The organism is Bradyrhizobium sp. USDA 372 (assembly GCF_053629095.1).
The window spans coordinates 5,734,575-5,754,444 of the sequence record NZ_JBRJHR010000001.1; the positions used below are offsets into that span (position 1 = coordinate 5,734,575).

Consider the following 19,870-nt stretch of genomic DNA (forward strand, 5'->3'; position numbering starts at 1 on the left):
GATGAAGAGATTTTTGCTTGCGGCGGCGTTCCTGGGCGCCATGAGCGCGTCGGCGATGGCGGCCGAATTGCCACCTGACATCGCCAAGCGCGGCAGCCTCAAAGTGGCGATCGTGCCGAACTATCCGCCAATGGAGTTCCGCGATCCCGCCACCAACGCGCTCTCCGGTTTCGACGTCGATCTTGGCGAGGCGATCGGCCGCAAGCTCGGCCTCAAGATCGAATGGACAGAGACCAGCTTTGCCGAATTCATGCCGGCGATTTCGACGGGGCGGGTGGATGCCATCCTGTCTGGTTTCACCGACTATGCGAGCCGGCATGAGGTCGCCTCCTTTGTGGACTATTTGCGCAGCGGTCCGCAGTTCTTCGTGCAGGCGTCACGCAAGGCGGAATTCAAGGATGCGACGTCGCTGTGCGGCAAGAAGGTCGGCTCCAGCCGCCGCACCATGTTCCCGGCGCAGATCGCGGCGTGGAGCGAGAAGAACTGCGGCAGCAATCCGATCCAGGTCATCGGCACCGACGGCTCGGCCGACGCGCGCACCCAGCTGCGGCAGGGACGCATCGATGCCGCCGCCCAGGGCAACGAGACGCTGCCCTACATCATGGACCTCGAGCCCAACACCTATGCGACCGTGGGTGAGCCCATCGCGCAGCAATTCACCGGCATTGCTCTGCCGGTGAAGGAGAAGGCATTGCAGCAGGCAATGCTGGAGGCGGTCGACGCGCTGATTGCGGACGGCACCTACAAGACGCTGCTGGCGAAGTGGAAGTTGAGCGACAACGCAATCGAGAAGGCGACCATCAATGCTGGACAGTAAGGCACTCCAGAGCATTCCGCTCGTTCCGGCCAACACCGCGGATCCCGCGCCCGAATATCCCTGGCCGAAGCCGTACAATTCCGCGATGTTCCTGTCGTTCGACGTGGACGCGGAGAGCGCCTGGACCAGCAAGGATGCGTCGCATGCGCAGCGGCTGATCACCATGAGCTATGGCGGCTATGAGGCCCGCGTCGGCACGCCGAAGCTCTTGGAGCTGCTCGACCAGCTCGATCTCAAGGCGACGTTCTTCGTCACGGGGTGGTCGGTCGATGCGCATCCGGCGATGGCGGAATCGATTCTCAAGGCCGGTCACGAGATCGGCCATCACGGCTATCACCATCTGCTGCCGGATCCCGGCGATCCCTGGATCGAGGAGGAGCTGGAGCGCGGCTTCGAGGCGCTGAAGCGCCGGCTCGGCGTCAAGCCGACCGGCTATCGCGCGCCCTATGGCGAATTCACGGAGGAGCTGCGCGTCGCGCTGGTGCGCCACGGCATCGTCTATACGTCTTCGTTCCGCGACGACGTCAGGCCCTATCGCCATCGCCTCGCCGACGGCAAGCCCGGCACGATCGAGCTGCCGGTGACCGCGAGCTATGACGATTGGATGCACGGCCTCTCCGCGCGCTTCAGCCCGCGCTCGATCTTCCCCAAGGAGCACGTGCTCTCGATGTGGAAGGACGAGCTGGACGAGGTCCGCGACTGGGGCGCGATGGTGACGACCGTGCTGCATCCGCAATGCAGCGGCCGTCCGATGCGGCTGCGCCTGCTGCGCGAGTTCCTCACTTACGCAAAATCGTGCCCGGATGTCTGGATCACCACCGGCGAGAAGATCGCGGAGAACTTCCTGCGCCACGAGGCCGGTAGCCGCTAATGTCCATTTCCCGCCGTTCGCTCCTGAAGTCTGGCGCGGCGCTGCCGGCGCTGTCGCTGCCCGGCATCGTCCGCGCTGAATCGCAGTCCACGCTGCGCTTCATCCCGGTCATCGACCTCGCTTTCGTCGACCCCATCTATTCGACCGCGCAGGTGTCGCGAAACCACGGCTTCATGGTCTACGACACGCTCTACGGCATGAGCTCCTCGCTCCAGGTCTCGCCGCAGATGCTGTCGGGCCAAGCCATCTCTGGCGACCAACTGCAGTGGGACCTCACGCTTCGTGATGGTCTGTTCTGGCATGATGGCGAGCGCGTGCTGGCACGCGATTGCGCCGCCAGCATTCGCCGCTGGGCCGCGCGCGACGGCTTTGGCGGCGAGCTGATGGAGGCAACCAATGAGCTATCGGCTGCCGACGACCGCACCATCCGCTTCCGTCTGAAGCGTCCGTTCCCGCTGCTGCCGCAGGCGCTCGGCAAGGCCGCGATCAATGCCTGCTTCATGATGCCGGAGCGGCTGGCGAGCCAGGATCCGTTCAAGCCGCTGACCGAGGTGATCGGCAGCGGCCCGTTCCGCTATCTCGCCGACGAGCGCGTGCAGGGCGCGCGCAACGCCTATGCCAGGTTCGAGCGCTACCAGCCGCGCACCGACGGCAAGCCGGATTGGACCGCCGGGCCGAAGATCGTGCACTACGACCGCGTGGTCTGGACCACCACGCCTGATGCCGGCACCGGCGTCGCCGCGCTCCAGACCGGCGAGCAGGATTGGCAGGAAACCACGCCGCACGATCTGCTCCCGGTGATCAAGGCGGCCGGCGATATCGAGACGCGAATCCTCGATCCCAGAGGCTACGCCTGCATGCTGCGCCTCAATCACCTGCAGCCGCCGTTCGACAATCCCGCCATCCGCCGCGCGCTGTTGGGGGCGATCGACCAGTCCGCGTTCATGACGGCCGTCGCCGGCACCGATCCGGCGTTCCAGGTCTCGCCGATCGGCTATTTCGCACCCGGCACGCCGATGGCAAACGACGTCGGCCTCGACGTGTTCCGCGGCCCGCGCAACTACGACAAGGTCAAGGCTGACCTCAAGGCTGCCGGCTACAACGGCGAGAAGATCGTGCTGCTCGTCCCGACCAACTCGCTGGCGCAAAAGCCGCTCGGCGAGATCGCGGTGGACTCGTTGCGCAAGGCCGGCATGAACGTCGAATATGCCGGCCTCGATTTCGCCGTGGTACTGCAGCGCCAGCTGAAGAAGGATCCGCTTCCGCAGGGCGGCTGGAGCGCCGCGGTCGGCAACTGGCAGGGCATCGACTGGCTCAACCCGGCCGGCAACACCAACATCCGGGGCGAAGGCAAGGTCGCCGGCTGGTATGCGAGCACGAAGATGGGCACGTTGCGCAGCCAATGGCTGGCGGCCTCCGAGCTCGCCGAGCAACAGCGCATCTGCCGCGAGATCCAGGCGGTGGCGTTCGAGGAAATCCCCTATATTCCGATCGGCCTGTACAAGCAGCCGACCGCCTATCGCAAGGCGATCACCGGCATTCTCGACGGCACCGCCGTGTTCTGGAACGTGCGCCCCGCATGAGCACAACAGCGATCTTCGGCAGCTACGTGCTGTCACGGAAAGACGGCGTGCAGGACGTGCTGCGCGACCACTGGGTTCTGGTCGAAGGCAAGAAGATCGCGGCAGTCACGCGCGACAGACCGAGCGCGGATCAGGTCTATGACCGCCCGGGCCGCTTCGTGCTGCCCGGTCTGCTCAACCTGCACAATCACTGCTTTTCGGAAGCAGTGGCGCGCAGTCACACCGAGGACGGCAACGGCCGCAAGAACAACCAGAGCATCGTCTACACGGTGCTGCTGCCGCTGACCAAGCGCGGCGCCGACATCCTGTCGGCGGAGGAACGGCTCGCGGTGGCGCGGCTCGGCATCCTCCAGCTGCTCAAGGGCGGCGCCACCACCGTGATGGAGCCGTTCCGCAACTCGATCCCCGAAATGTTCGACGCGGCGGAGGAGATGGGCATCCGCTTCTACGGCGCGCCCTATCTGTTCTCGACCTCCGATGCCAAGGCTGGCCCGGACGGCGTGGTGCAATATTCCGGCGATGACGGCGCCGCGGACATGGCGACATGGGATGCGCTCTATCAGCACTGGAACAATCGCGGCGACGGCCGCATCAGCCTTGCCATGAGCCCGCACGCCACCGACACCTGCGGTCCCGATCTCCTGAAGGCTTGCGCCACGCGGGCGCGCGAACTCGGCGTTCCCATCACCACGCACATGGCGCAGAGCCGCGCCGAGGTCGAGACCATCGGCAAGCGCTACGGCGGCCGCACCCCGGCAGAATATCTGGATTGGCTCGGCCTGCTCGCGCCCGATCTGATGGCGGCGCATTGCATGTTCTCGAGCGACGACGATCTCAAGCTCATGGCTGCGCGCGGCATGACCGTCTTGAACTGCCCGCGCGTGTTCGCGCGTGCCGGCATCACCGCGGCGTTCAGCCGCTTCGCCGAGCACGGCGTGCGCACCGTGGTCGGCACCGACGGCTACAACATGGATTTGCTCGGCGAGCTCAATGCGGCCTCGCTGATCTCCAAGATCACCACGGGGCGGCCTGACGTCGCGAACTCGCCCGAGTTGATCGAGGCGAACACGGCGGTGGCCGCCGACGTCATCAAGCGGCCGGATCTCGGCCGCATCGAGCCGGGCGCGACCGCAGATCTCACGGTGATCGATCTCACCCATCCGCATCTGCAGCCGCTGTTCGATCCGCGCCGCGCGCTGATCGCGCTCGCCAACCGCGCCAATATCGATCAGGTCATGGTCGATGGTCGCGTGCTGGTCGATGAGGGACGCTATCTCGGTACGGATGAAGCCGCGATCATTGCGGCCGGCACCGCCGCCATCGGCAAGATCTGGGATTTGCCGGAGGCGCAGGCGGCGTTCAACGGTTGAGAATTGGCTCCTCGTCAAATTCGGCGAGCGCCTTGCGCATGGTCTCGACCAGGTCCAGTGCCACCGGCGACGGACTGCGCTGCGCCGGAAAGACCGCGGAGAATTCGAAGTCGATGCGCGGCAGGAAGCGGCGCACGACGACACCGCGCGTTGCGAATTCCTGCGCCGTGAAGGGATCGCAGATCGCGACGCCAAGCCCTGACGACACCATGCCGCACATGATCTCCGACAGCGTGGTCTCAACCCTGAGCACGCGGCGGACATCATGGCGGTGGAAGACCTGGTCGACGAGGTGCCGGCTCGACGATCCCGCCGACAGCGAGATGAAGGTCTCGCCCTCGAAATCGCGCGGCTCCAGGACTTCCTTCTCCGCGAGGCGATGACCGGTCGGCAGCACTGCGACCCGCGCCGGCGCTGGCAGCCGCTGGCTCGGCAGGCCGGAATGCGCGATCGGCACCTCGGCAAAGCCGACGTCACATTGATTGTTCAGCACCCAGTCGACCACGATCGGCGAGATGACACCGAAGAAGGCCAGGTTGAGGTTGGGCCGCTCCTTCAGAAAGTGACCGGTGAGCCGCGGCAGATAGCCGTTCGACAGCGCCGGCAGTGCTGCGATGCGTAGCGAGCCGGTGCGGCGGCCGCGGATTTCTTCTGCTGCCGCAGTGATGCGCTCCAGGCCGACGAAGGAGCGCTCGACCTCGGTATAGAGCGCCATCGCCGCCGCGGTCGGCACCAGGCCGGTGCCGCGCCGTTCGAACAGCTCCATTTTCAGCAGGGCCTGGAGGTCGCGCAGCAACCGGCTGACGGCCGGCTGCGTCACCTTCATCAGCGCCGCGGCCTCGGTCACGCTGCCCGTCAGCATTGTCGCGCGGAAGGCCTCCACCTGCCGCGAATTGATCCGCGCCATTTCCGATTCCAATCATAACATTTTGGCATGCAGAGGGTGCCATTATTCATTGGACGATGGAAGTATAGGTTGCGATCTTTTTCATCAGGACTGGAGACAGCCCGCTTTTTCGGCAGATTGGAGGGGTTCAAACCTCCAGATCGCGCCAAAACCCCGCCGAACAGGGGCCGGAGCCCTGATCGGAGAGGGTTTGCGCGGAAGGGAATGCGGAAGGTGCTTCAGCCAGCGAGACTCGTCGGCACGTCACCTCATTCCGGTATTGGAGATCGGTCCACATGAAGACTTTTCGCCTTCTGACCGCGGTCAGCATCGCAGCGCTCATTGCCTCCCCATCAGTCGCCTGGGCCCAGCAGAAAACGCTCTATGTCGCCGGCTATGGCGGCTCGTTCGAGAAGACCATCCGCGACGAGGTGATCCCGGCCTTCGAGAAGGAGAACGGCGTCAAGGTCGAATACGTCGCCGGCAACTCCACCGACACGCTGGCCAAACTCCAGGCGCAGAAGGGCAACCAGCAGATCGACGTCGCCATCGTCGATGACGGCCCGATGTACCAGGCAATCCAGCTCGGCTTCTGCGGCAAGCTCGACGGCCTGCCCGCCGATCTCTACGACACCGCGCGTTTCAAGGACGATCGCGCGGTCGCGATCGGCATCGTCGCCACCGGCCTGATGTACAACACCAAGGTGTTCAAGGAGAAGGGCTGGGCGCCGCCGACCTCGTGGAACGACCTGAAGGACACGAAATACGCAAAACAGCTCGTGATCCCGCCGATCAACAACACCTACGGTCTCGAAGCGCTGGTGATGCTGTCGAAGATGAACGGCGGCGGCGAGACCAACGTCGATTCCGGCTTCAAGATCTTCAAGGAGCAGATCAACCCGAACGTGCTGGCCTATGAGCCGTCGCCGGGCAAGATGACCGAGCTGTTCCAGTCCGGCCAGGCCGTGATCGCGGTGTGGGGCACCGGCCGCGTGCAGAGCTTTGCCAATACCGGCTTTCCCGTCGACTTCGTCTATCCCAAGGAAGGCGCGGCGACGCTGCTGACGACGGCGTGTCCGATCAACAAGCCCAATGCTTCGCCGCTGGCGGCGAGCTTCGTCAAGATGCTGCTCGATCCAAAGATCCAGCTCGTGATGCTGAAGGATTACGGCTACGGCCCGGTGCTGAAATCGCTGGTGATCCCGCCCGAGCTCGGCAAGATGGCGCCGATCGGCGAGCGCGCGGCCAAGCTCTACAATCCGGACTGGACCGTCATCAACGAGAAGCGCGAGGAGTGGACCAAGCGCTGGAATCGCGAGGTCGAACGCTGATCGGTCGCCGCGGAGACAGCGCCATGGCCTATCTCGAGCTCGATCGGGTCGCCAAGCAGTTCGGCACGCAGACTGTGGTCGACGACTTCAGCCTGTCGGTGGGGAAGGGGGAGTTCATCTCCTTCCTCGGCCCGTCCGGCTGCGGCAAGACCACGACCTTGCAGATGATCGCGGGCTTCCTCGATCCGACACGTGGCGCGATCCGCCTCGAGGGCAAGGACCTGACCGCGATCCATCCGGCCAAGCGCGGCCTCGGCATCGTGTTCCAGAGCTACGCTCTGTTTCCGCACATGACCGCGGCGGAGAACGTCGCCTTTGGCCTGGAGATGCGTGGCGTGCCGCGCACCGAACGGGCCGAGCGCGTGCGCGCCGCGCTCGCGATGGTGGGGCTCGCCGGATACGAGGACCGTCATCCGCGCCGCATGTCCGGCGGCCAGCAGCAGCGCGTGGCGCTGGCGCGTGCGCTGGTGATCAAGCCGAGCGTGCTGCTGCTCGACGAGCCGCTGTCGAACCTCGACGCCAAGCTGCGCGAGGAGATGCAGATCGAGCTGCGCCAGATCCAGCGCACCGTTGGCACCACCACGATCCTGGTCACCCACGACCAGAACGAGGCGATGTCGCTGTCCGACCGCATCGTGGTGATGAGCCAGGGCAAGATCGAGCAGATCGGCACGCCGCAAGAGACTTACGAGAAGCCGGCCTCCGCCTTCGTCTCGCAATTCCTCGGCAAGACCAACGATTTTGCCGGAACCATCGACCGGACCGTCGCACCGACGCAACTGGTGGCGGGCTCCTGGCGCGCACCGGCGCCGGCCGGGCTCGGCGGTCCCGTCACCGTCAGCGTTCGCCCGGAAAGAATCGGCTTTGGCGATACAGGGCTCAGCGCAAAAATCATCACGCGCATCTTCCAGGGCAATCACTGGCTGTTCCAGTGCGACAGCGAATGCGGCCCGGCGATCGTGATACGCCAGAATGACGGCACGGCGCAGCCGGCCGAAGGCGACGCGGTTCGCCTCACCTGGCGGGCCGAGGACATGAGCGTGCGCGCGAGGGCCGGCACATGAGCATGGCCGCCGAGGAGCGCAGCCTACGCGCGCCGTGGGCGCTGACCGCGCCCGCCCTGATGCTGTTCGCCGGCGTGCTGCTGATTCCGCTGGCGATGACGGTGATGCTGTCGTTCCACGATTGGGGCCAGTACAAGGGCATCGAGCCGGTCTTCATCCTGAAGAACTGGCACGAGATGGCGACCGATCCCTATTACGCCGAGATGTTCTGGCGGACGTTCCGCATCGCGATCCTGACCACGCTGCTCACCGCGCTGCTCGGCGCGCCCGAAGCCTACATCCTCAACCGCATGAGCGGCCGCTGGAAGAGCTTTTTCCTGCTGGTCATTCTCGGGCCGCTCTTGATCTCCGTGGTGGCGCGCACGCTCGGCTGGGCGCTGCTGTTTGGCGGCAACAACGGTCTCGTCAACAAGCTCCTGATGTCGCTCGGCGCGATCCGTTCGCCCATTCCGTTCATGTTCACCGAAACCGGCATGGTGGTCGCGCTCGCGCATGTGATGATGCCGTTCATGGTGCTCTCGGTCTGGGCGGCGCTGCAGCGGCTCGACCCGCAGATCGAGAATGCCGCGATGTCGCTCGGCGCGGGCCCCGCGACCATCATCCGCCGCATCATCATGCCGCAGATCATGCCGGGCGTGCTGTCGGGCGCCATCATTGTGTTCTCGCTCTCGGCCAGCGCCTTCGCCACACCGGCGATCATCGGCGGCCGCCGGCTCAAGGTCGCCGCGACACTTGCCTATGACGAGTTCCTCAACACCCTGAACTGGCCGCTGGGAGCTGCGGTCGCAACGCTGCTGCTGGTCGCGCTGGTGCTGATCGTGGTCGGCAGCAATGCGCTGATCGAGCGCCGCTATGCCGAGGTGTTCCGATGAGGCAGAACGGTCCGCTCGCGCTGATCTTCCATACCATCTTCGTCATCGTCATGGTGGCGCCGATCCTGGTGGTCTGCCTCGTCGCCTTCACCCCCGAGGGGTTTCTGTCGCTGCCGACCAACGGGTTTTCGCTGCGCTGGTTCAGGACCATCCTGAACTATCCCGAATTCATTCACGCGTTCTGGGTCAGCCTCGGCCTCGGCGCGCTCTCGTCCCTCGTGGCGCTCCTGTTCGCAGTGCCGGCGGCGCTGGCGATCGCGCGCTATCGCTTTCGCGGCCGTGATGCGCTGGCGGCGTTGTTCCTGTCGCCGCTGATGATCCCGCATGTCGTGCTCGGCATCGCCTTCCTGCGCTTCTTCACCTCGGCGGGCCTCGGCGGCAGCTTTGCAGCGCTGATCATCGCCCATGTCATCATCGTGTTTCCGTTCGCGCTGCGGCTGACCTTGGCGGCTGCGACCGGCATGGATCGCTCGGTCGAAATGGCTGCCGTCTCGCTCGGTGCGGGCGGCTGGACGCTGTTCCGTCGCGTGACGCTGCCGCTGATCCTGCCCGGCGTCATCAGCGGCTGGGCGCTCGCCTTTATCCAGTCCTTCGACGATCTCACCATGACCGTCTTCCTCGCCGCGCCGGGCACCGAAACATTGCCGGTGCGGATGTTCCTTTACATCCAGGACAACATCGATCCGCTGGTGACGTCGGTCTCGGCCTGCGTGATCGCGATCACCATGACCGCCCTCATTCTGCTCGACCGCTTCTACGGGCTCGACCGTGTGCTCGCCGGCAAGGGCGATACGGGACGATAGGAGAACCTATGCGAACGGATTACGACGTCGCCGTCGTCGGCGGCGGACTGCTCGGCTCCGCCATTGCCTGGGGCCTCGGCCGGCTCGGCAAGAAGGTCGCGGTGCTCGACGAAGGCGACATCACCAAGCGCGCCTCGCGCGCGAACTTCGCGCTGGTGTGGGTGCAGAGCAAGGGGCTCGGCATGCCCGCCTATACGGTGTGGACCGTGCAGGCTTCGCAGGCATGGGGCCGGCTTGCCTCCGAGTTGAAGCAGCAGACTGGCCTCGACGTTGCCCTTCAGCAGAATGGCGGTTTTCACCTCACCCTCGGCGAGGACGAATTCGGCCAGCGCACCGAGATCGTCAAGCGCATGCACAACCAGGCCGGCGCGGCCGACTACAAGATGGAAATGCTGCGGCCGTCCGAGCTGAAGAAGGCGCTGCCGCTGATCGGGCCCGAGGTCTCCGGCGGCAGTTATTGTCCGCTCGACGGCCATGTCAATTCGCTGCGCACGTTCCGCGCCTTCCACACCGGCTTCGTTGCGTTCGGCATCGATTATTTTCCGGAGCGTCCGGTCTCGGCGATCAGCAAGAGCGGCAGCGAATTTCGCCTGACGACGCCGCAGGGTGAGCTGCGTGCCGCCAAGATCGTGCTCGCCGCCGGCAATGCCAACCAGACGCTGGCGCCGATGGTCGGCCTCTTTGCTCCGATGGGCCCGACCCGTGGCCAGGTCGTCGTGACCGAGCGCACCATGCCGTTCCTGCCGCATCCGCTGACCACGATCCGTCAGACCGACGAGGGCACGGTGATGATCGGCGACAGCAAGGAGGACGAGCTCGACGATCGCACGCTGAAGCCTTCGATCAGCGGCGTCATGGCCGATCGTGCGCAGCGCATGTTCCCGCATCTGGCGAGGCTCAACGTGGTCAGGAGCTGGTCGGGCATTCGCGTCATGCCGCAGGACGGCTTTCCGATCTACGACCAGTCGGAGACGCATCCCGGCGCCTTCGTCGCCTGTTGCCATTCCGGCGTGACGCTGGCTTCGAACCATGCCTTCGAGATTGCGCGCATGGTGGCGCAGGGCGCGCTCGAGCCGGAGCTGGTTGGTGCGTTCTCCGCCAGCCGCTTTGGTGGCGCAGGTGCTGCCAACAGCAGCGGCTACTAGAGATCACAAGGAGCCAAGGGCATCCCATGTTTAGACGATCCGAACAGGACAAGCGCCCACAGGTGCAGATCTTCGTCGACGGCGTCGCCGTCGCGGCGCGCCAGGGCGACACCGTCTCGGCCGCGCTGCTGGCCTCCGGCGTTGACGCACGGCGTTCCACCGCAGTCAGCGGCGCACCGCGTCTGCCCTACTGCATGATGGGCGTCTGTTTCGACTGCCTCGTCACCATCGACGGCGTCGGCAATCGGCAAGGCTGTCTCGTGCCCGTCGCCGAGGGCATGCAGATCGAGATTCAGAAGGGCAAGCGGGAGATCGGAAGATGAGTGTGGCTCCCAAGCGCGAAAATTACGACGTCGTGGTGATCGGCGCCGGCCCTGCCGGCCTCGCCGCTGCGGCCACATCTGCCGAGGCCGGCCTGTCGACGCTGCTGCTCGATGAGAACATCGGCCCTGGCGGCCAGGTGTTTCGGGCGATCGCCTCGACACCTGTGACGGACCGCAACCAGCTCGGCCCGGACTATTGGGTCGGGGCCGATCTCGTGCAGTCGCTGCGCGCGAGCAATGCCGAGGTGATCCAGCGTGCCACGGTCTGGAGTCTCGACCGCAATCTCGACATCGCCGTCTCGATCGGCGGCGCCTCCGCCTTCGTGAAGGCCAAGCGCGTGATCCTTTCGACCGGCGCGCTTGAGCGGCCGTTCCCGATTCCCGGCTGGACGCTGCCGGGCGTGATGACCGCAGGCGCGGCCCAGACCATGCTGAAATCGTCGGCCCTGGTGCCCGACGGACGCACGGTGATCGCAGGGCAGGGGCCGCTGCTCTGGCTGCTCGCCGCGCAGATTTTGCGGCTCGGCGGCCGCATCGATCGCATCCTCGACACCACCGAGCGCGGCAATTATGTCGCGGCGCTGCCGCACGCCTTTGCCTTCCTGACGTCGCCCTATTTCGCCAAGGGCCTCTCGATGATGCGCGAGGTGAAGGCGAAGGTGCAGGTCGTCTCGGGCGTCACCGAGCTGGCCGCGGCTGGCGACGGCCAGCTCGCGAGCGTCAGCTATGTCGCCGGCGGCAAGCGCGAGACCATTCCGGCCGATCTGTTGCTGCTGCATCAGGGCGTCGTGCCCAACGTCAATCTGGCGATGTCGGCCGGCATCGAGCATCGCTGGGATGATTTGCAGCTGTGCTGGTCGCCGGTGCTCGATGCAAGCGGCAATTCGTCGGTCGCCGGCATCGCGATCGCCGGCGATGGCGCCGGCATCGGTGGTGCCAATGCCGCCGTGGTGCGCGGTCGCATTGCCGCGCGCGCCGCGGTGGAAGCACTGGCGCCCGCTTCTGCCGCAAAACTTCCCGCAATGGCAACGCTCCGCACCGATCTAGCCAAGGCCGAGCGCGGCCGCGTCTTCCTCGACACGCTGTTCCGTCCCGCGCCGCAGTTCCGTATTCCCTCGGGCGATACCATCGTCTGCCGCTGCGAGGAGGTCACCGCCAAGGACGTTCTGGATTCCGTCGCAATCGGTGCGACCGGGCCGAACCAGCTCAAGGCCTATCGCCGCACCGGCATGGGCCCGTGCCAGGGCCGGCTCTGCGGCCTCACCGTCACCGAGCTGATGGCGCAGGCGCGCGGCAAGACTCCGCAGGAGATCGGTTACTACCGGCTGCGCGCGCCGGTGAAGCCGATCACGCTGGCCGAGCTCGCCGCTGTTCCCAAGAGCGAGGCCGACGTCAAGGCCGTGGTGCGCGGATGACACGAAACGTGGATGCGATCGTCATTGGCGGCGGCATCCACGGGTGCTCGACCACGCTGCATTTGTGTCTCGCCGGCCTGAAGCCGCTGCTGATCGAAAAGGACTATGCCGGCCGTCACGCCTCGGGCGTCAACGCCGGTGGCGTTCGCCAGCTCGCCCGGCACATTCCAGAAATCCCACTCTCGATCCGCTCGATGGGCATCTGGGAGAAGATTTCGGACCTCCTCGACGACGATTGCAGCTTCGAGAGCTACGGTCAGGTGCTGGTCGCCGAAAACGAGGACGAGCTCGCCGTATGCCGTGCGCGTGTCACCGAGCTCAATGCGCTGGGCTTTACCCACGAAGAACTGATCGACGCGGCGGAATTGCGCCGGCTCGTGCCGGCGGTGGCCGAGACCTGTCCCGGTGGCGTGGTCTCCCGCCGCGACGGAGCAGCCAATCCGGCGCAGACGACGACGGCATTCCGGCGCAAGGCGGAGCAGTTAGGTGCGACCGTGCGCGAAGGCATGGCCGCAGGCAACATCCGCTACAGCGACGGCCTCTGGCATGTCTATGCGGGTTCGGAGAGTTTTGCCGCGCCGGTGCTGGTCAACGCCGCCGGCGCCTGGGCCGGCAAGATCGCGGCTGATCTCGGCGAGCCGGTGCCGGTCGAGACCGTGGCGCCGATGCTGATGATCACCTCGCGCGTGCCGCACTTCATCGATCCCGTCGTGATCCTGCGCGGGCGAAAGCTCTCCTTCAAGCAGTTCAAGAACGGCACCGTGCTGATCGGCGGCGGCCATCTGGCGACGCCCTATCAGGACCGCAACGAGACAGTGCTGGACTGGAAGAGCCTTGCGACCAGCGCGCAGACTGTGTTCGAGCTGTTCCCGGTGATGCGCAGCGCCACCATCGTCCGCGCCTGGGCCGGCATCGAAGCCAAGATGAAGGACGACATTCCCGTGTTCGGGCCGAGCTCCCGTCACAAGGGCCTCTATCACCAGTTCGGCTTCTCGCTGCACGGTTTCCAGCTCGGCCCCGGCGCCGGCGCCGTGATGGCGGAGCTGATCGTCAACGGCGGTACCCAGACCCGCGTCAGCGATCTCGGCATCGACCGCTTCCACCCTTCCACGCTCTAAAGAAGAGGACATCATGAGCATTACCCGCAGCATCCGCACGCCCATCATGCACCGCGCCGTCGAAGCCAGTGGCTTCGTCTTCCTCGGCGGCACCATCGCCGACGACACCTCGGTCTCGATGGGCGACCAGACCCGCAACATCCTCGGCAAGATCGCCGGCTATCTGAAGGAAGCGGGAACCGACAAGTCGCGCGTGGTCAGCGCTTCGATCTTCGTCACCGATCTCTCCAAGAAGAAGGAGATGGACGCGGCCTGGACCGAATTCTTCGGCGACAACCTGCCGACCCGCGCCACCGTCGGCGTGGCCGATCTCGGCGGCGGCGCGCTGATCGAGGTGGTGGTCACCGCACTCAAGGGCTGATCGCGATCGGCGGGACCGAGATCAGGCGATCGCCCGATCTTGCCAGCGCATTCATGAGAGGGAATTCGACGCGCCGCCAGATCGCATGCGGTAATGATTTTCAAAAGCCCGACGCCCTGCCCCCAGCGCGTCGGGCGGAAAGAATGAGTATCAATCCGTGATCCCAACGCCATTGTTGTGACGCGGACCGCATCGATTTTCTACTCCGGGAAACTACCGCATTGGAACTGGGCGTCGTCTGCTCACCGGCTGCGCGGACTACGACGCCGCGCCTCCGCCCGGCTCCAGCGCCTCGCCGATCTCCAGCGGATGCGCCATGGTCTCGTGCAGCGCGTCGCGGTCGAGCTCGCCTTCGGAGATGCTGATGACGACGCAGGCGACGCCATTGCCGATCAGATTGGTGAGCGCGCGGCATTCGCTCATGAACTTGTCGATGCCGACAAGGATCGCGATCGACTGGATCGGGATATCAGGCACGATCGACAGCGTCGCGGCGAGTGTGATGAAGCCGGCGCCGGTCACGCCCGAGGCCCCCTTGGAGGTGATCATGGCGATGCCCAAAATGCCGAGCTCCTGCCAGATGGTCAGATGGGTGTTGGTTGCCTGCGCCAGGAACAGCGTCGCCAGCGTCATGTAGATGTTGGTCCCATCGAGATTGAAGCTGTAGCCGGTGGGGATGACGAGGCCGACCACGGAGCGTGAGGCGCCGAGATGCTCCATCTTCTGGATCATCTGCGGCAGCACGGTCTCGGAGGACGAGGTGCCGAGCACGATCAGGAGCTCGTCCTTGATATAGGCGATGAAGCGCAGGATCGAGAAGCCGGCGAGCCGGGCGATCGCGCCCAGCACGATCAGCACGAACAGGATGCTGGTCAGATAGAACGTGCCGATCAGGGCGGCGAGATTGAGCAGTGAGCCGAGACCATAGGCGCCGACGGTGAACGCCATGGCGCCGAAGGCGCCGATCGGCGCGACGCGCACGATGATGCGGATGATGCCGAAGAACATCTTCGCCGCCTTGTCGATCGCGTCCGCAATGGGCTCGCCGGCCTTGCCGAGAAAGGCGATGGCGAAGCCGGAGAGGATCGAGATCAGCAGCACCTGGAGCAGGTCGCCGCGCGCAATCGCTCCCAGATAACTGTCGGGAATGATCGCCATCAGATGGGCGACGATGCCCTCCTCCTTGGCCTTGGTGACGTAGGTCGCCACCGAATTCGGGTCGATCGTGGCCGGATCGATATTGAAGCCGTGCCCGGGCTGGAGAATCTCGCCGACCAAAAGGCCGACCGCGAGGGCCACGGTCGAGACCGTCTCGAAATAGATCAGCGATTTCAGCCCGACCCGACCGACCCGCTTCAGATCGCCCATCGAGGAGATGCCGTGCACCACGGTGCAGAAGATCACGGGCGCGATCATCATCTTGATCAGCGCGATGAAGCCGTCGCCAAGCGGCTTCAAGGCCTTGCCGAGGTCGGGATAGACATAGCCGATGAGCACGCCGAGCACGATCGCGATCAGCACCTGGACGTAGAGGATCTTGTACCAGGGCTGGTGCCGGCGCTGGATGGCTGACGGAATTGCGATCTGTGTCATAATGCAGGCTCGGGAACGGATTGATCGTGCACGATTTGCATCATGTGATGGGCGCCGCAGAAGCGATAATCACATTTTTGTCTGTTGGCACGACCATCGATCGTTGCGCCGCAACTTGGGTGGGAACATGACGATCGCAACAGGCTCGGGCGAGCAGGGGCAAGGCTATTTTCCACGTTGGAAGCTCAAGACCTCGGGCGTGATCATGCCGGAGGAGCGGCTGTCCTGGGGGCAGACCATCGTCTCGGGTCTTCAACATTGCGTCGCGATGTCCGGCGCGACGATCATCGCGCCGCTGCTGATGGGGTTCGATCCCAACGTTGCAGTTCTGTTCTCGGGCGTTGGCACGCTGATCTTCTTCGTCGTCGTTGCCGGGCGCGTGCCGAGCTATCTCGGCTCGAGCTTCGCCTTTATCGCCGTCGTCATCGCCGCCACCGGCTATGCCGGGCAGGGGCCGAACCCAAACCTGTCGGTCGCGCTGGGCGGCATCGTCGGCGCCGGGGTGCTGTATGGCCTGATTTCGCTGGTCGTGATGTGGTCCGGCGTCGGCTGGATCGAGCGGCTGCTGCCGCCGGCCGTCACCGGCGCTGTCGTCGCCGCGATCGGCCTCAATCTCGCGCCGGTGGCGGTCAAGGCGGTGAGCGCGAGTGCCTTCGACACGGGAATCGGGCTCGCCACCGTGCTGATCATCGGCGTGGTGGCCGTTGCAGCGCCAGGCCTGTGGCGCCGCCTGCCGATCATCCTCGGCGCGGCCGGCGGCTATCTGTTGTATCTGCTGTTCGCAAACGGCCTCGGCTTCGGCAAGCCGATCGACTTCACCCAGCTCTCGGCCGCGCCGTGGCTCGGCCTGCCGAACTTCACCACGCCGAGCTTCCATGCCGATGCGATCTTCCTCATCGCGCCGGTTGCGGTCATTCTCGTTGCCGAGAACCTTGGGCACATCAAGGCCGTCGCCGCCATGACGGGCCGCAGCCTCGATGCCTATCTCGGCCGCGCTTTGTTCGCCGACAGCCTCGCGACCATCGTGGCCGCTTGCGGCGGTGGCACCGGCGTCACCACCTATGCCGAGAACATCGGCGTGATGGCGGCGACCAAGGTCTATTCGACCCTGCTGTTTGCGTTCGCTGCCTTGGTGTCGATCCTGCTCGGCTTCTCGCCGAAATTCGGCGCGCTGATCCTGTCGATCCCGGGTCCCGTCATCGGCGGCCTCTCGATCGTGTTGTTCGGCTTGATCGCCGCGATGGCGGGGCGGATCTGGGTCGAGAACAAGGTCGACTTCGCCAACCCTGCGAACCTGATCACCGTCGCGGTGGCGCTGACCGCAGGTGCCGGCGATCTCACGCTCAAATTCGGTGCGTTCACGATCGGCGGCATCGGCACCGCGACTTTCGGCGCGATCATCCTCTATCAGATCCTGACCTCGCGGCGCGCGCAGCGAGCCGATTAGATCCCAGCATCGCTAAGGGATGGAACAAAAGGCCGGTTCCATCCATGATGGTGCATCCCGGAGAGAACACATGCCGCAAACCGAACGCTCGACCTCGTTTCCCTCGCGCCTCGTCGGCCAATACGCGCTGGTGACCGGCGCCTCGCAAGGCATCGGCCGCGCCGTTGCCATCCGGCTGGCGCAGGAAGGCGCGACTGTCGCCATCAATTATTTCGATCACGCTGGAAAGGCCGAGGAGACCCTTGCCCTTGCACGAAGCGCGTCGAGCGATCGCGGCCACGGCAGACTCGACCACATCGTCGTCAAGGCCGATATCGGCAATGAGCAGGACATCGCCGCGATGTTCGAGACGGTCCTGGCGCGCTTCAAGCGCCTCGACTGCCTCGTCAACAATGCCGGCTTCCAGCGGGAATCGCCGAGCGAGGCGCTCGCCGTCGAAACCTACCGCCGCATCATCGACGTCAATCTCAACGGTGCCGTGCTGTGTGCGCAGAAGGCGCTGGCGCATTTCGTCGCGCGCGGGGCAGGCGGCAGCATCATCAACTGCTCCAGCGTCCACCAGATCATCCCGAAGCCCGGCTATCTCGCCTATTCCATCAGCAAGAGCGGTATGGCCGGTCTCACCCGCACGCTGGCGCTCGAATTCGCGCGGCACGGCATCCGCGTCAATGCGGTCGGTCCCGGCGCTATCGACACGCCGATCAACGCCGCCTGGACGGGAGATCCCGCAAAGCGCGGCGTCGTCACCTCCCATATTCCCATGGGGCGCGTCGGCGCGCCCGAAGAGATCGCCGCCGTGTTCGCCTTCCTCGCCTCCGACGATGCCAGCTACATCACCGGGCAGACCATCTATGCCTGCGGGGGTCTCACGCTGTTTCCAGAGTTCAGGGAGAACTGGGCAAGCTGAGAATCGGCTTGGGATGACGCGTCCCTCGCGCGGGATGGAGGGGCAGGTCCGGTTGGGGGTCTGCGGCGCCGTGTGCTATCGACCGTGGACGATGCTGCCGCTATTGGCAGACGCCGACACATGACGGGCTCGTGACCACAACCATCAACATCAATGCCTATAGCGACGCGCTGGTGGTGCTCGGGACCGCCGGCGTGGTGGTGCCAATGGTCCGGCATTGGGGCATCAATCCCGTGCTGGGCTATCTTGGCGCCGGCGCCATTCTCGGTCCGCTCGGGCTCGGCTCGCTCGTTCGCGACATCCCATTCCTGTATTGGTTCACGGTGACGGACGCGCAGAACGTCGAGGGTATCGCCAATCTCGGCATCGTGTTCCTGCTGTTCCTGATCGGGCTCGAGCTGTCGTTGCGCCGGCTCGTCACGATGCGACGCTTCGTGTTCGGGCTTGGCGGCCTGCAAGTCCTTGCGACCTCGGCCATGATTTTCGGCGTGGCACTTCTCTTTGGGCAGAGCTCCGATACGGCCGTTATCCTCGGGGCGAGCCTTGCGCTGTCCTCGACTGCGATCGTGCTCGAGCTTCTATCCACCGAGAGGCGGCTTGCGACCACAGCCGGGCGCGCCAGCTTCGCGGTGCTGCTGGCTCAGGACCTTGCCGTGGTCCCCGTCCTCGTCCTTGTCGCGGTGCTCGGCGCGGGCAGCGGCGGCTCGGTCGTGGCGCACATCTCCACGGCGATCCTGAAGGCCGTGCTGGCAGTCGTTTTCCTGATTCTGATTGGACGGCTGCTGATGCGTCCGCTCTTCCAGATGGTTGCAGGCACCCATTCGACGGAGTTGTTCGTTGCCGCCACCCTGTTCGTCATTGTCGGCGCAGGGCTTGCCGCCCACCAGGCCGGCCTATCGATGGCGCTCGGAGCATTCGTTGCAGGACTGATGCTGGCGGAGACCGAGTATGGCAAGGCCATCGAGGCCACCGTCGAGCCGTTCAAGGGCCTGCTGCTCGGCATCTTCTTCTTCACCGTCGGCATGGCTATCGACTTCCGCGTGTTCGCGCGGGAGCCCGGTTGGCTGCTGGCGGCCGTTATCGGCATTGTCGTCGGCAAGGCGATCGTGCTCATCATCTTAGGCCGCCTCTTCAGGCTGTCATGGCCGGCGGCGATCGAGATCGGCTTCCTGCTGGGCCCCGTCGGCGAATTCGCCTTCGTCAGCATCGGAATGGCGGCAGCCGGCGACCTGATCGAGCCCCGCGTATCGAGCTTTGCCGTGGCCGTCACCGCCGTGACGATGGCGTTGACACCGCTTCTGAGTATTCTCGGACGAAAATTGGCCGCGAAGCTGGGCAGCGAACGCGCGCCCGATCCCGAGCTTGCGGTTCGGCCGCCCGGCGATCAGGCGCAAGCCATCGTGGTCGGCTACGGCCGTGTTGGAAAAGTCGTCTGCTCGCTGCTGACAAGCCACGGCCTGAACTACATCGCCGTCGATCACGAGGCCGCCAGCGTGGCGCGCGACCGCCGCGACGGCCACAGAGTCTATTTCGGCGATGCGACAGAACCGGGATTCCTCGAAGCCTGCGGCCTGATGCAGACGACCGGCGTGATCATCACCGTCCAATCACGGCCGGCGATCGACGCTGTCGTCGAGCGGATCCGGGCGGTGCGGCCGGATGTGCTGATCGTTTCACGCGCGCGGGACGCCGATCATGCCCGCCACCTTTATGCGATCGGCGCAACCGATGCGGTGCCGGAAACGATCGAGGCGAGCCTGCAACTCTCCGAAGCCGCGCTGGTCGGCCTCGGCGTTGCCGTCGGTCATGCGATCGCCTCGGTGCACGAGAAGCGGGACGAATTCCGGCGCACGCTGCAGCAGGCCGCCCGAATCGCCGGACAAGAGAAGGCTCCTCCGCCCGATCTCACAGGGCGCCGGTCCTCACGATAGCCACTCGTCCGGACGGCTGTGCGCCGCCGACGC

Annotated in this window: 18 protein-coding genes; 16 read left to right on the forward strand and 2 right to left on the reverse strand. The window is 65.3% G+C overall.

All coding sequences use genetic code 11. From position 1 onward, the window contains the following. Position 1: 1 nt before the first annotated feature. From AB7M16_RS26800 to AB7M16_RS26815, 4 genes are read left to right on the forward strand one after another with little or no spacing between them, the layout of a single operon-like run. Positions 2–817: an ABC transporter substrate-binding protein gene (locus AB7M16_RS26800; protein WP_453945542.1), complete on the forward strand. Its 816-nt coding sequence runs from the start codon at positions 2–4 to the stop codon at positions 815–817. Continuing rightward, on the forward strand, positions 804–1,688 hold the full coding sequence (locus tag AB7M16_RS26805) for a polysaccharide deacetylase family protein (RefSeq protein ID WP_453945543.1): 885 nt from the start codon (positions 804–806) through the stop codon (positions 1,686–1,688). Before AB7M16_RS26800 ends, AB7M16_RS26805 begins: the two co-directional genes overlap by 14 nt. Continuing rightward, positions 1,688–3,271 (forward strand): ABC transporter substrate-binding protein, encoded by a 1,584-nt coding sequence (locus AB7M16_RS26810; protein ID WP_453945544.1) that lies wholly within the window; start codon positions 1,688–1,690, stop codon positions 3,269–3,271. The genes AB7M16_RS26805 and AB7M16_RS26810 overlap by 1 nt, the downstream gene beginning before the upstream one ends. After that, the gene (locus AB7M16_RS26815) at positions 3,268–4,641 is read left to right on the forward strand and encodes an amidohydrolase family protein (protein WP_453945545.1); all 1,374 of its coding nucleotides are present in this window, start codon (positions 3,268–3,270) and stop codon (positions 4,639–4,641) included. The genes AB7M16_RS26810 and AB7M16_RS26815 overlap by 4 nt, the downstream gene beginning before the upstream one ends. On the opposite strand, the gene AB7M16_RS26820 is transcribed toward AB7M16_RS26815, so the two are convergent. Next, positions 4,631–5,548 carry a LysR substrate-binding domain-containing protein gene (locus tag AB7M16_RS26820; RefSeq protein ID WP_453945546.1) on the reverse strand — a complete coding sequence of 306 codons (918 nt, stop codon included), beginning with the start codon at positions 5,546–5,548 and terminating at the stop codon, positions 4,631–4,633. The genes AB7M16_RS26815 and AB7M16_RS26820 overlap by 11 nt on opposite strands. A 275-nt stretch (positions 5,549–5,823) precedes the next feature. On the opposite strand from AB7M16_RS26820, the gene AB7M16_RS26825 reads away from it, so the two are divergent. The 9 genes from AB7M16_RS26825 to AB7M16_RS26865 are packed head-to-tail and all read left to right on the forward strand — an operon-like array spanning position 5,824 to position 13,959. Next, entirely contained in the window at positions 5,824–6,858 is a 1,035-nt protein-coding gene (locus AB7M16_RS26825; RefSeq protein ID WP_172784818.1) for an ABC transporter substrate-binding protein, read from the forward strand. A 23-nt stretch (positions 6,859–6,881) separates the two neighbouring features. Next, complete coding sequence (locus AB7M16_RS26830) at positions 6,882–7,922, forward strand: ABC transporter ATP-binding protein (RefSeq protein WP_453945548.1); 1,041 nt, start codon at positions 6,882–6,884, stop codon at positions 7,920–7,922. Beyond that, positions 7,919–8,794 carry an ABC transporter permease gene (locus tag AB7M16_RS26835; RefSeq protein WP_172784816.1) on the forward strand — a complete coding sequence of 292 codons (876 nt, stop codon included), beginning with the start codon at positions 7,919–7,921 and terminating at the stop codon, positions 8,792–8,794. Before AB7M16_RS26830 ends, AB7M16_RS26835 begins: the two co-directional genes overlap by 4 nt. Beyond that, positions 8,791–9,597 (forward strand): ABC transporter permease, encoded by an 807-nt coding sequence (locus AB7M16_RS26840; RefSeq protein WP_172784815.1) that lies wholly within the window; start codon positions 8,791–8,793, stop codon positions 9,595–9,597. Before AB7M16_RS26835 ends, AB7M16_RS26840 begins: the two co-directional genes overlap by 4 nt. An 8-nt stretch (positions 9,598–9,605) precedes the next feature. After that, positions 9,606–10,742, forward strand: a complete 1,137-nt coding sequence (locus tag AB7M16_RS26845) for an NAD(P)/FAD-dependent oxidoreductase (RefSeq protein ID WP_453945549.1) — start codon at positions 9,606–9,608, stop codon at positions 10,740–10,742. Positions 10,743–10,768: 26 nt separating this feature from the next. Continuing rightward, positions 10,769–11,065 carry a (2Fe-2S)-binding protein gene (locus AB7M16_RS26850; RefSeq protein ID WP_172784813.1) on the forward strand — a complete coding sequence of 99 codons (297 nt, stop codon included), beginning with the start codon at positions 10,769–10,771 and terminating at the stop codon, positions 11,063–11,065. Beyond that, on the forward strand, positions 11,062–12,480 hold the full coding sequence (locus AB7M16_RS26855) for an FAD/NAD(P)-dependent oxidoreductase (protein ID WP_453945550.1): 1,419 nt from the start codon (positions 11,062–11,064) through the stop codon (positions 12,478–12,480). Before AB7M16_RS26850 ends, AB7M16_RS26855 begins: the two co-directional genes overlap by 4 nt. Next, a complete protein-coding gene (locus AB7M16_RS26860; protein WP_453945551.1) occupies positions 12,477–13,598 on the forward strand; it encodes an NAD(P)/FAD-dependent oxidoreductase in 1,122 nt (373 codons plus the stop codon). The genes AB7M16_RS26855 and AB7M16_RS26860 overlap by 4 nt, the downstream gene beginning before the upstream one ends. Before the next feature lie 13 nt (positions 13,599–13,611). Next, positions 13,612–13,959 (forward strand): RidA family protein, encoded by a 348-nt coding sequence (locus tag AB7M16_RS26865; RefSeq protein ID WP_453945552.1) that lies wholly within the window; start codon positions 13,612–13,614, stop codon positions 13,957–13,959. 258 nt (positions 13,960–14,217) lie between these two features. On the opposite strand, the gene AB7M16_RS26870 is transcribed toward AB7M16_RS26865, so the two are convergent. Next, positions 14,218–15,552, reverse strand: a complete 1,335-nt coding sequence (locus tag AB7M16_RS26870) for a dicarboxylate/amino acid:cation symporter (RefSeq protein WP_212254234.1) — start codon at positions 15,550–15,552, stop codon at positions 14,218–14,220. A gap of 127 nt (positions 15,553–15,679) precedes the next feature. On the opposite strand from AB7M16_RS26870, the gene AB7M16_RS26875 reads away from it, so the two are divergent. The 3 genes from AB7M16_RS26875 to AB7M16_RS26885 all read left to right on the forward strand — a co-directional run bounded on the left by AB7M16_RS26875 (position 15,680) and on the right by AB7M16_RS26885 (position 19,837). Continuing rightward, a complete protein-coding gene (locus AB7M16_RS26875; RefSeq protein ID WP_453945553.1) occupies positions 15,680–16,999 on the forward strand; it encodes a solute carrier family 23 protein in 1,320 nt (439 codons plus the stop codon). A 70-nt stretch (positions 17,000–17,069) separates the two neighbouring features. Next, positions 17,070–17,906 carry an SDR family oxidoreductase gene (locus tag AB7M16_RS26880; RefSeq protein ID WP_453945554.1) on the forward strand — a complete coding sequence of 279 codons (837 nt, stop codon included), beginning with the start codon at positions 17,070–17,072 and terminating at the stop codon, positions 17,904–17,906. Between the two features lie 131 nt (positions 17,907–18,037). After that, the gene (locus AB7M16_RS26885) at positions 18,038–19,837 is read left to right on the forward strand and encodes a cation:proton antiporter domain-containing protein (RefSeq protein WP_212254237.1); all 1,800 of its coding nucleotides are present in this window, start codon (positions 18,038–18,040) and stop codon (positions 19,835–19,837) included. Positions 19,838–19,870: the final 33 nt, after the last annotated feature.

Excerpts from the sequence above, each read along its gene's own strand:
- AB7M16_RS26855 (WP_453945550.1), top strand. The coding sequence starts at position 11,062 with ATGAGTGTGGCTCCCAAGCGCGAAAATTACGACGTCGTGGTGATCGGC.
- AB7M16_RS26810 (WP_453945544.1), top strand. The coding sequence starts at position 1,688 with ATGTCCATTTCCCGCCGTTCGCTCCTGAAGTCTGGCGCGGCGCTGCCG.
- AB7M16_RS26840 (WP_172784815.1), top strand. The coding sequence starts at position 8,791 with ATGAGGCAGAACGGTCCGCTCGCGCTGATCTTCCATACCATCTTCGTC.
- AB7M16_RS26830 (WP_453945548.1), top strand. The coding sequence starts at position 6,882 with ATGGCCTATCTCGAGCTCGATCGGGTCGCCAAGCAGTTCGGCACGCAG.
- AB7M16_RS26850 (WP_172784813.1), top strand. The coding sequence starts at position 10,769 with ATGTTTAGACGATCCGAACAGGACAAGCGCCCACAGGTGCAGATCTTC.
- AB7M16_RS26805 (WP_453945543.1), top strand. The coding sequence starts at position 804 with ATGCTGGACAGTAAGGCACTCCAGAGCATTCCGCTCGTTCCGGCCAAC.
- AB7M16_RS26820 (WP_453945546.1), bottom strand. The coding sequence starts at position 5,548 with ATGGCGCGGATCAATTCGCGGCAGGTGGAGGCCTTCCGCGCGACAATG.
- AB7M16_RS26800 (WP_453945542.1), top strand. The coding sequence starts at position 2 with ATGAAGAGATTTTTGCTTGCGGCGGCGTTCCTGGGCGCCATGAGCGCG.
- AB7M16_RS26865 (WP_453945552.1), top strand. The coding sequence starts at position 13,612 with ATGAGCATTACCCGCAGCATCCGCACGCCCATCATGCACCGCGCCGTC.
- AB7M16_RS26875 (WP_453945553.1), top strand. The coding sequence starts at position 15,680 with ATGACGATCGCAACAGGCTCGGGCGAGCAGGGGCAAGGCTATTTTCCA.
- AB7M16_RS26845 (WP_453945549.1), top strand. The coding sequence starts at position 9,606 with ATGCGAACGGATTACGACGTCGCCGTCGTCGGCGGCGGACTGCTCGGC.
- AB7M16_RS26825 (WP_172784818.1), top strand. The coding sequence starts at position 5,824 with ATGAAGACTTTTCGCCTTCTGACCGCGGTCAGCATCGCAGCGCTCATT.
- AB7M16_RS26870 (WP_212254234.1), bottom strand. The coding sequence starts at position 15,552 with ATGACACAGATCGCAATTCCGTCAGCCATCCAGCGCCGGCACCAGCCC.
- AB7M16_RS26815 (WP_453945545.1), top strand. The coding sequence starts at position 3,268 with ATGAGCACAACAGCGATCTTCGGCAGCTACGTGCTGTCACGGAAAGAC.
- AB7M16_RS26880 (WP_453945554.1), top strand. The coding sequence starts at position 17,070 with ATGCCGCAAACCGAACGCTCGACCTCGTTTCCCTCGCGCCTCGTCGGC.
- AB7M16_RS26835 (WP_172784816.1), top strand. The coding sequence starts at position 7,919 with ATGAGCATGGCCGCCGAGGAGCGCAGCCTACGCGCGCCGTGGGCGCTG.
- AB7M16_RS26860 (WP_453945551.1), top strand. The coding sequence starts at position 12,477 with ATGACACGAAACGTGGATGCGATCGTCATTGGCGGCGGCATCCACGGG.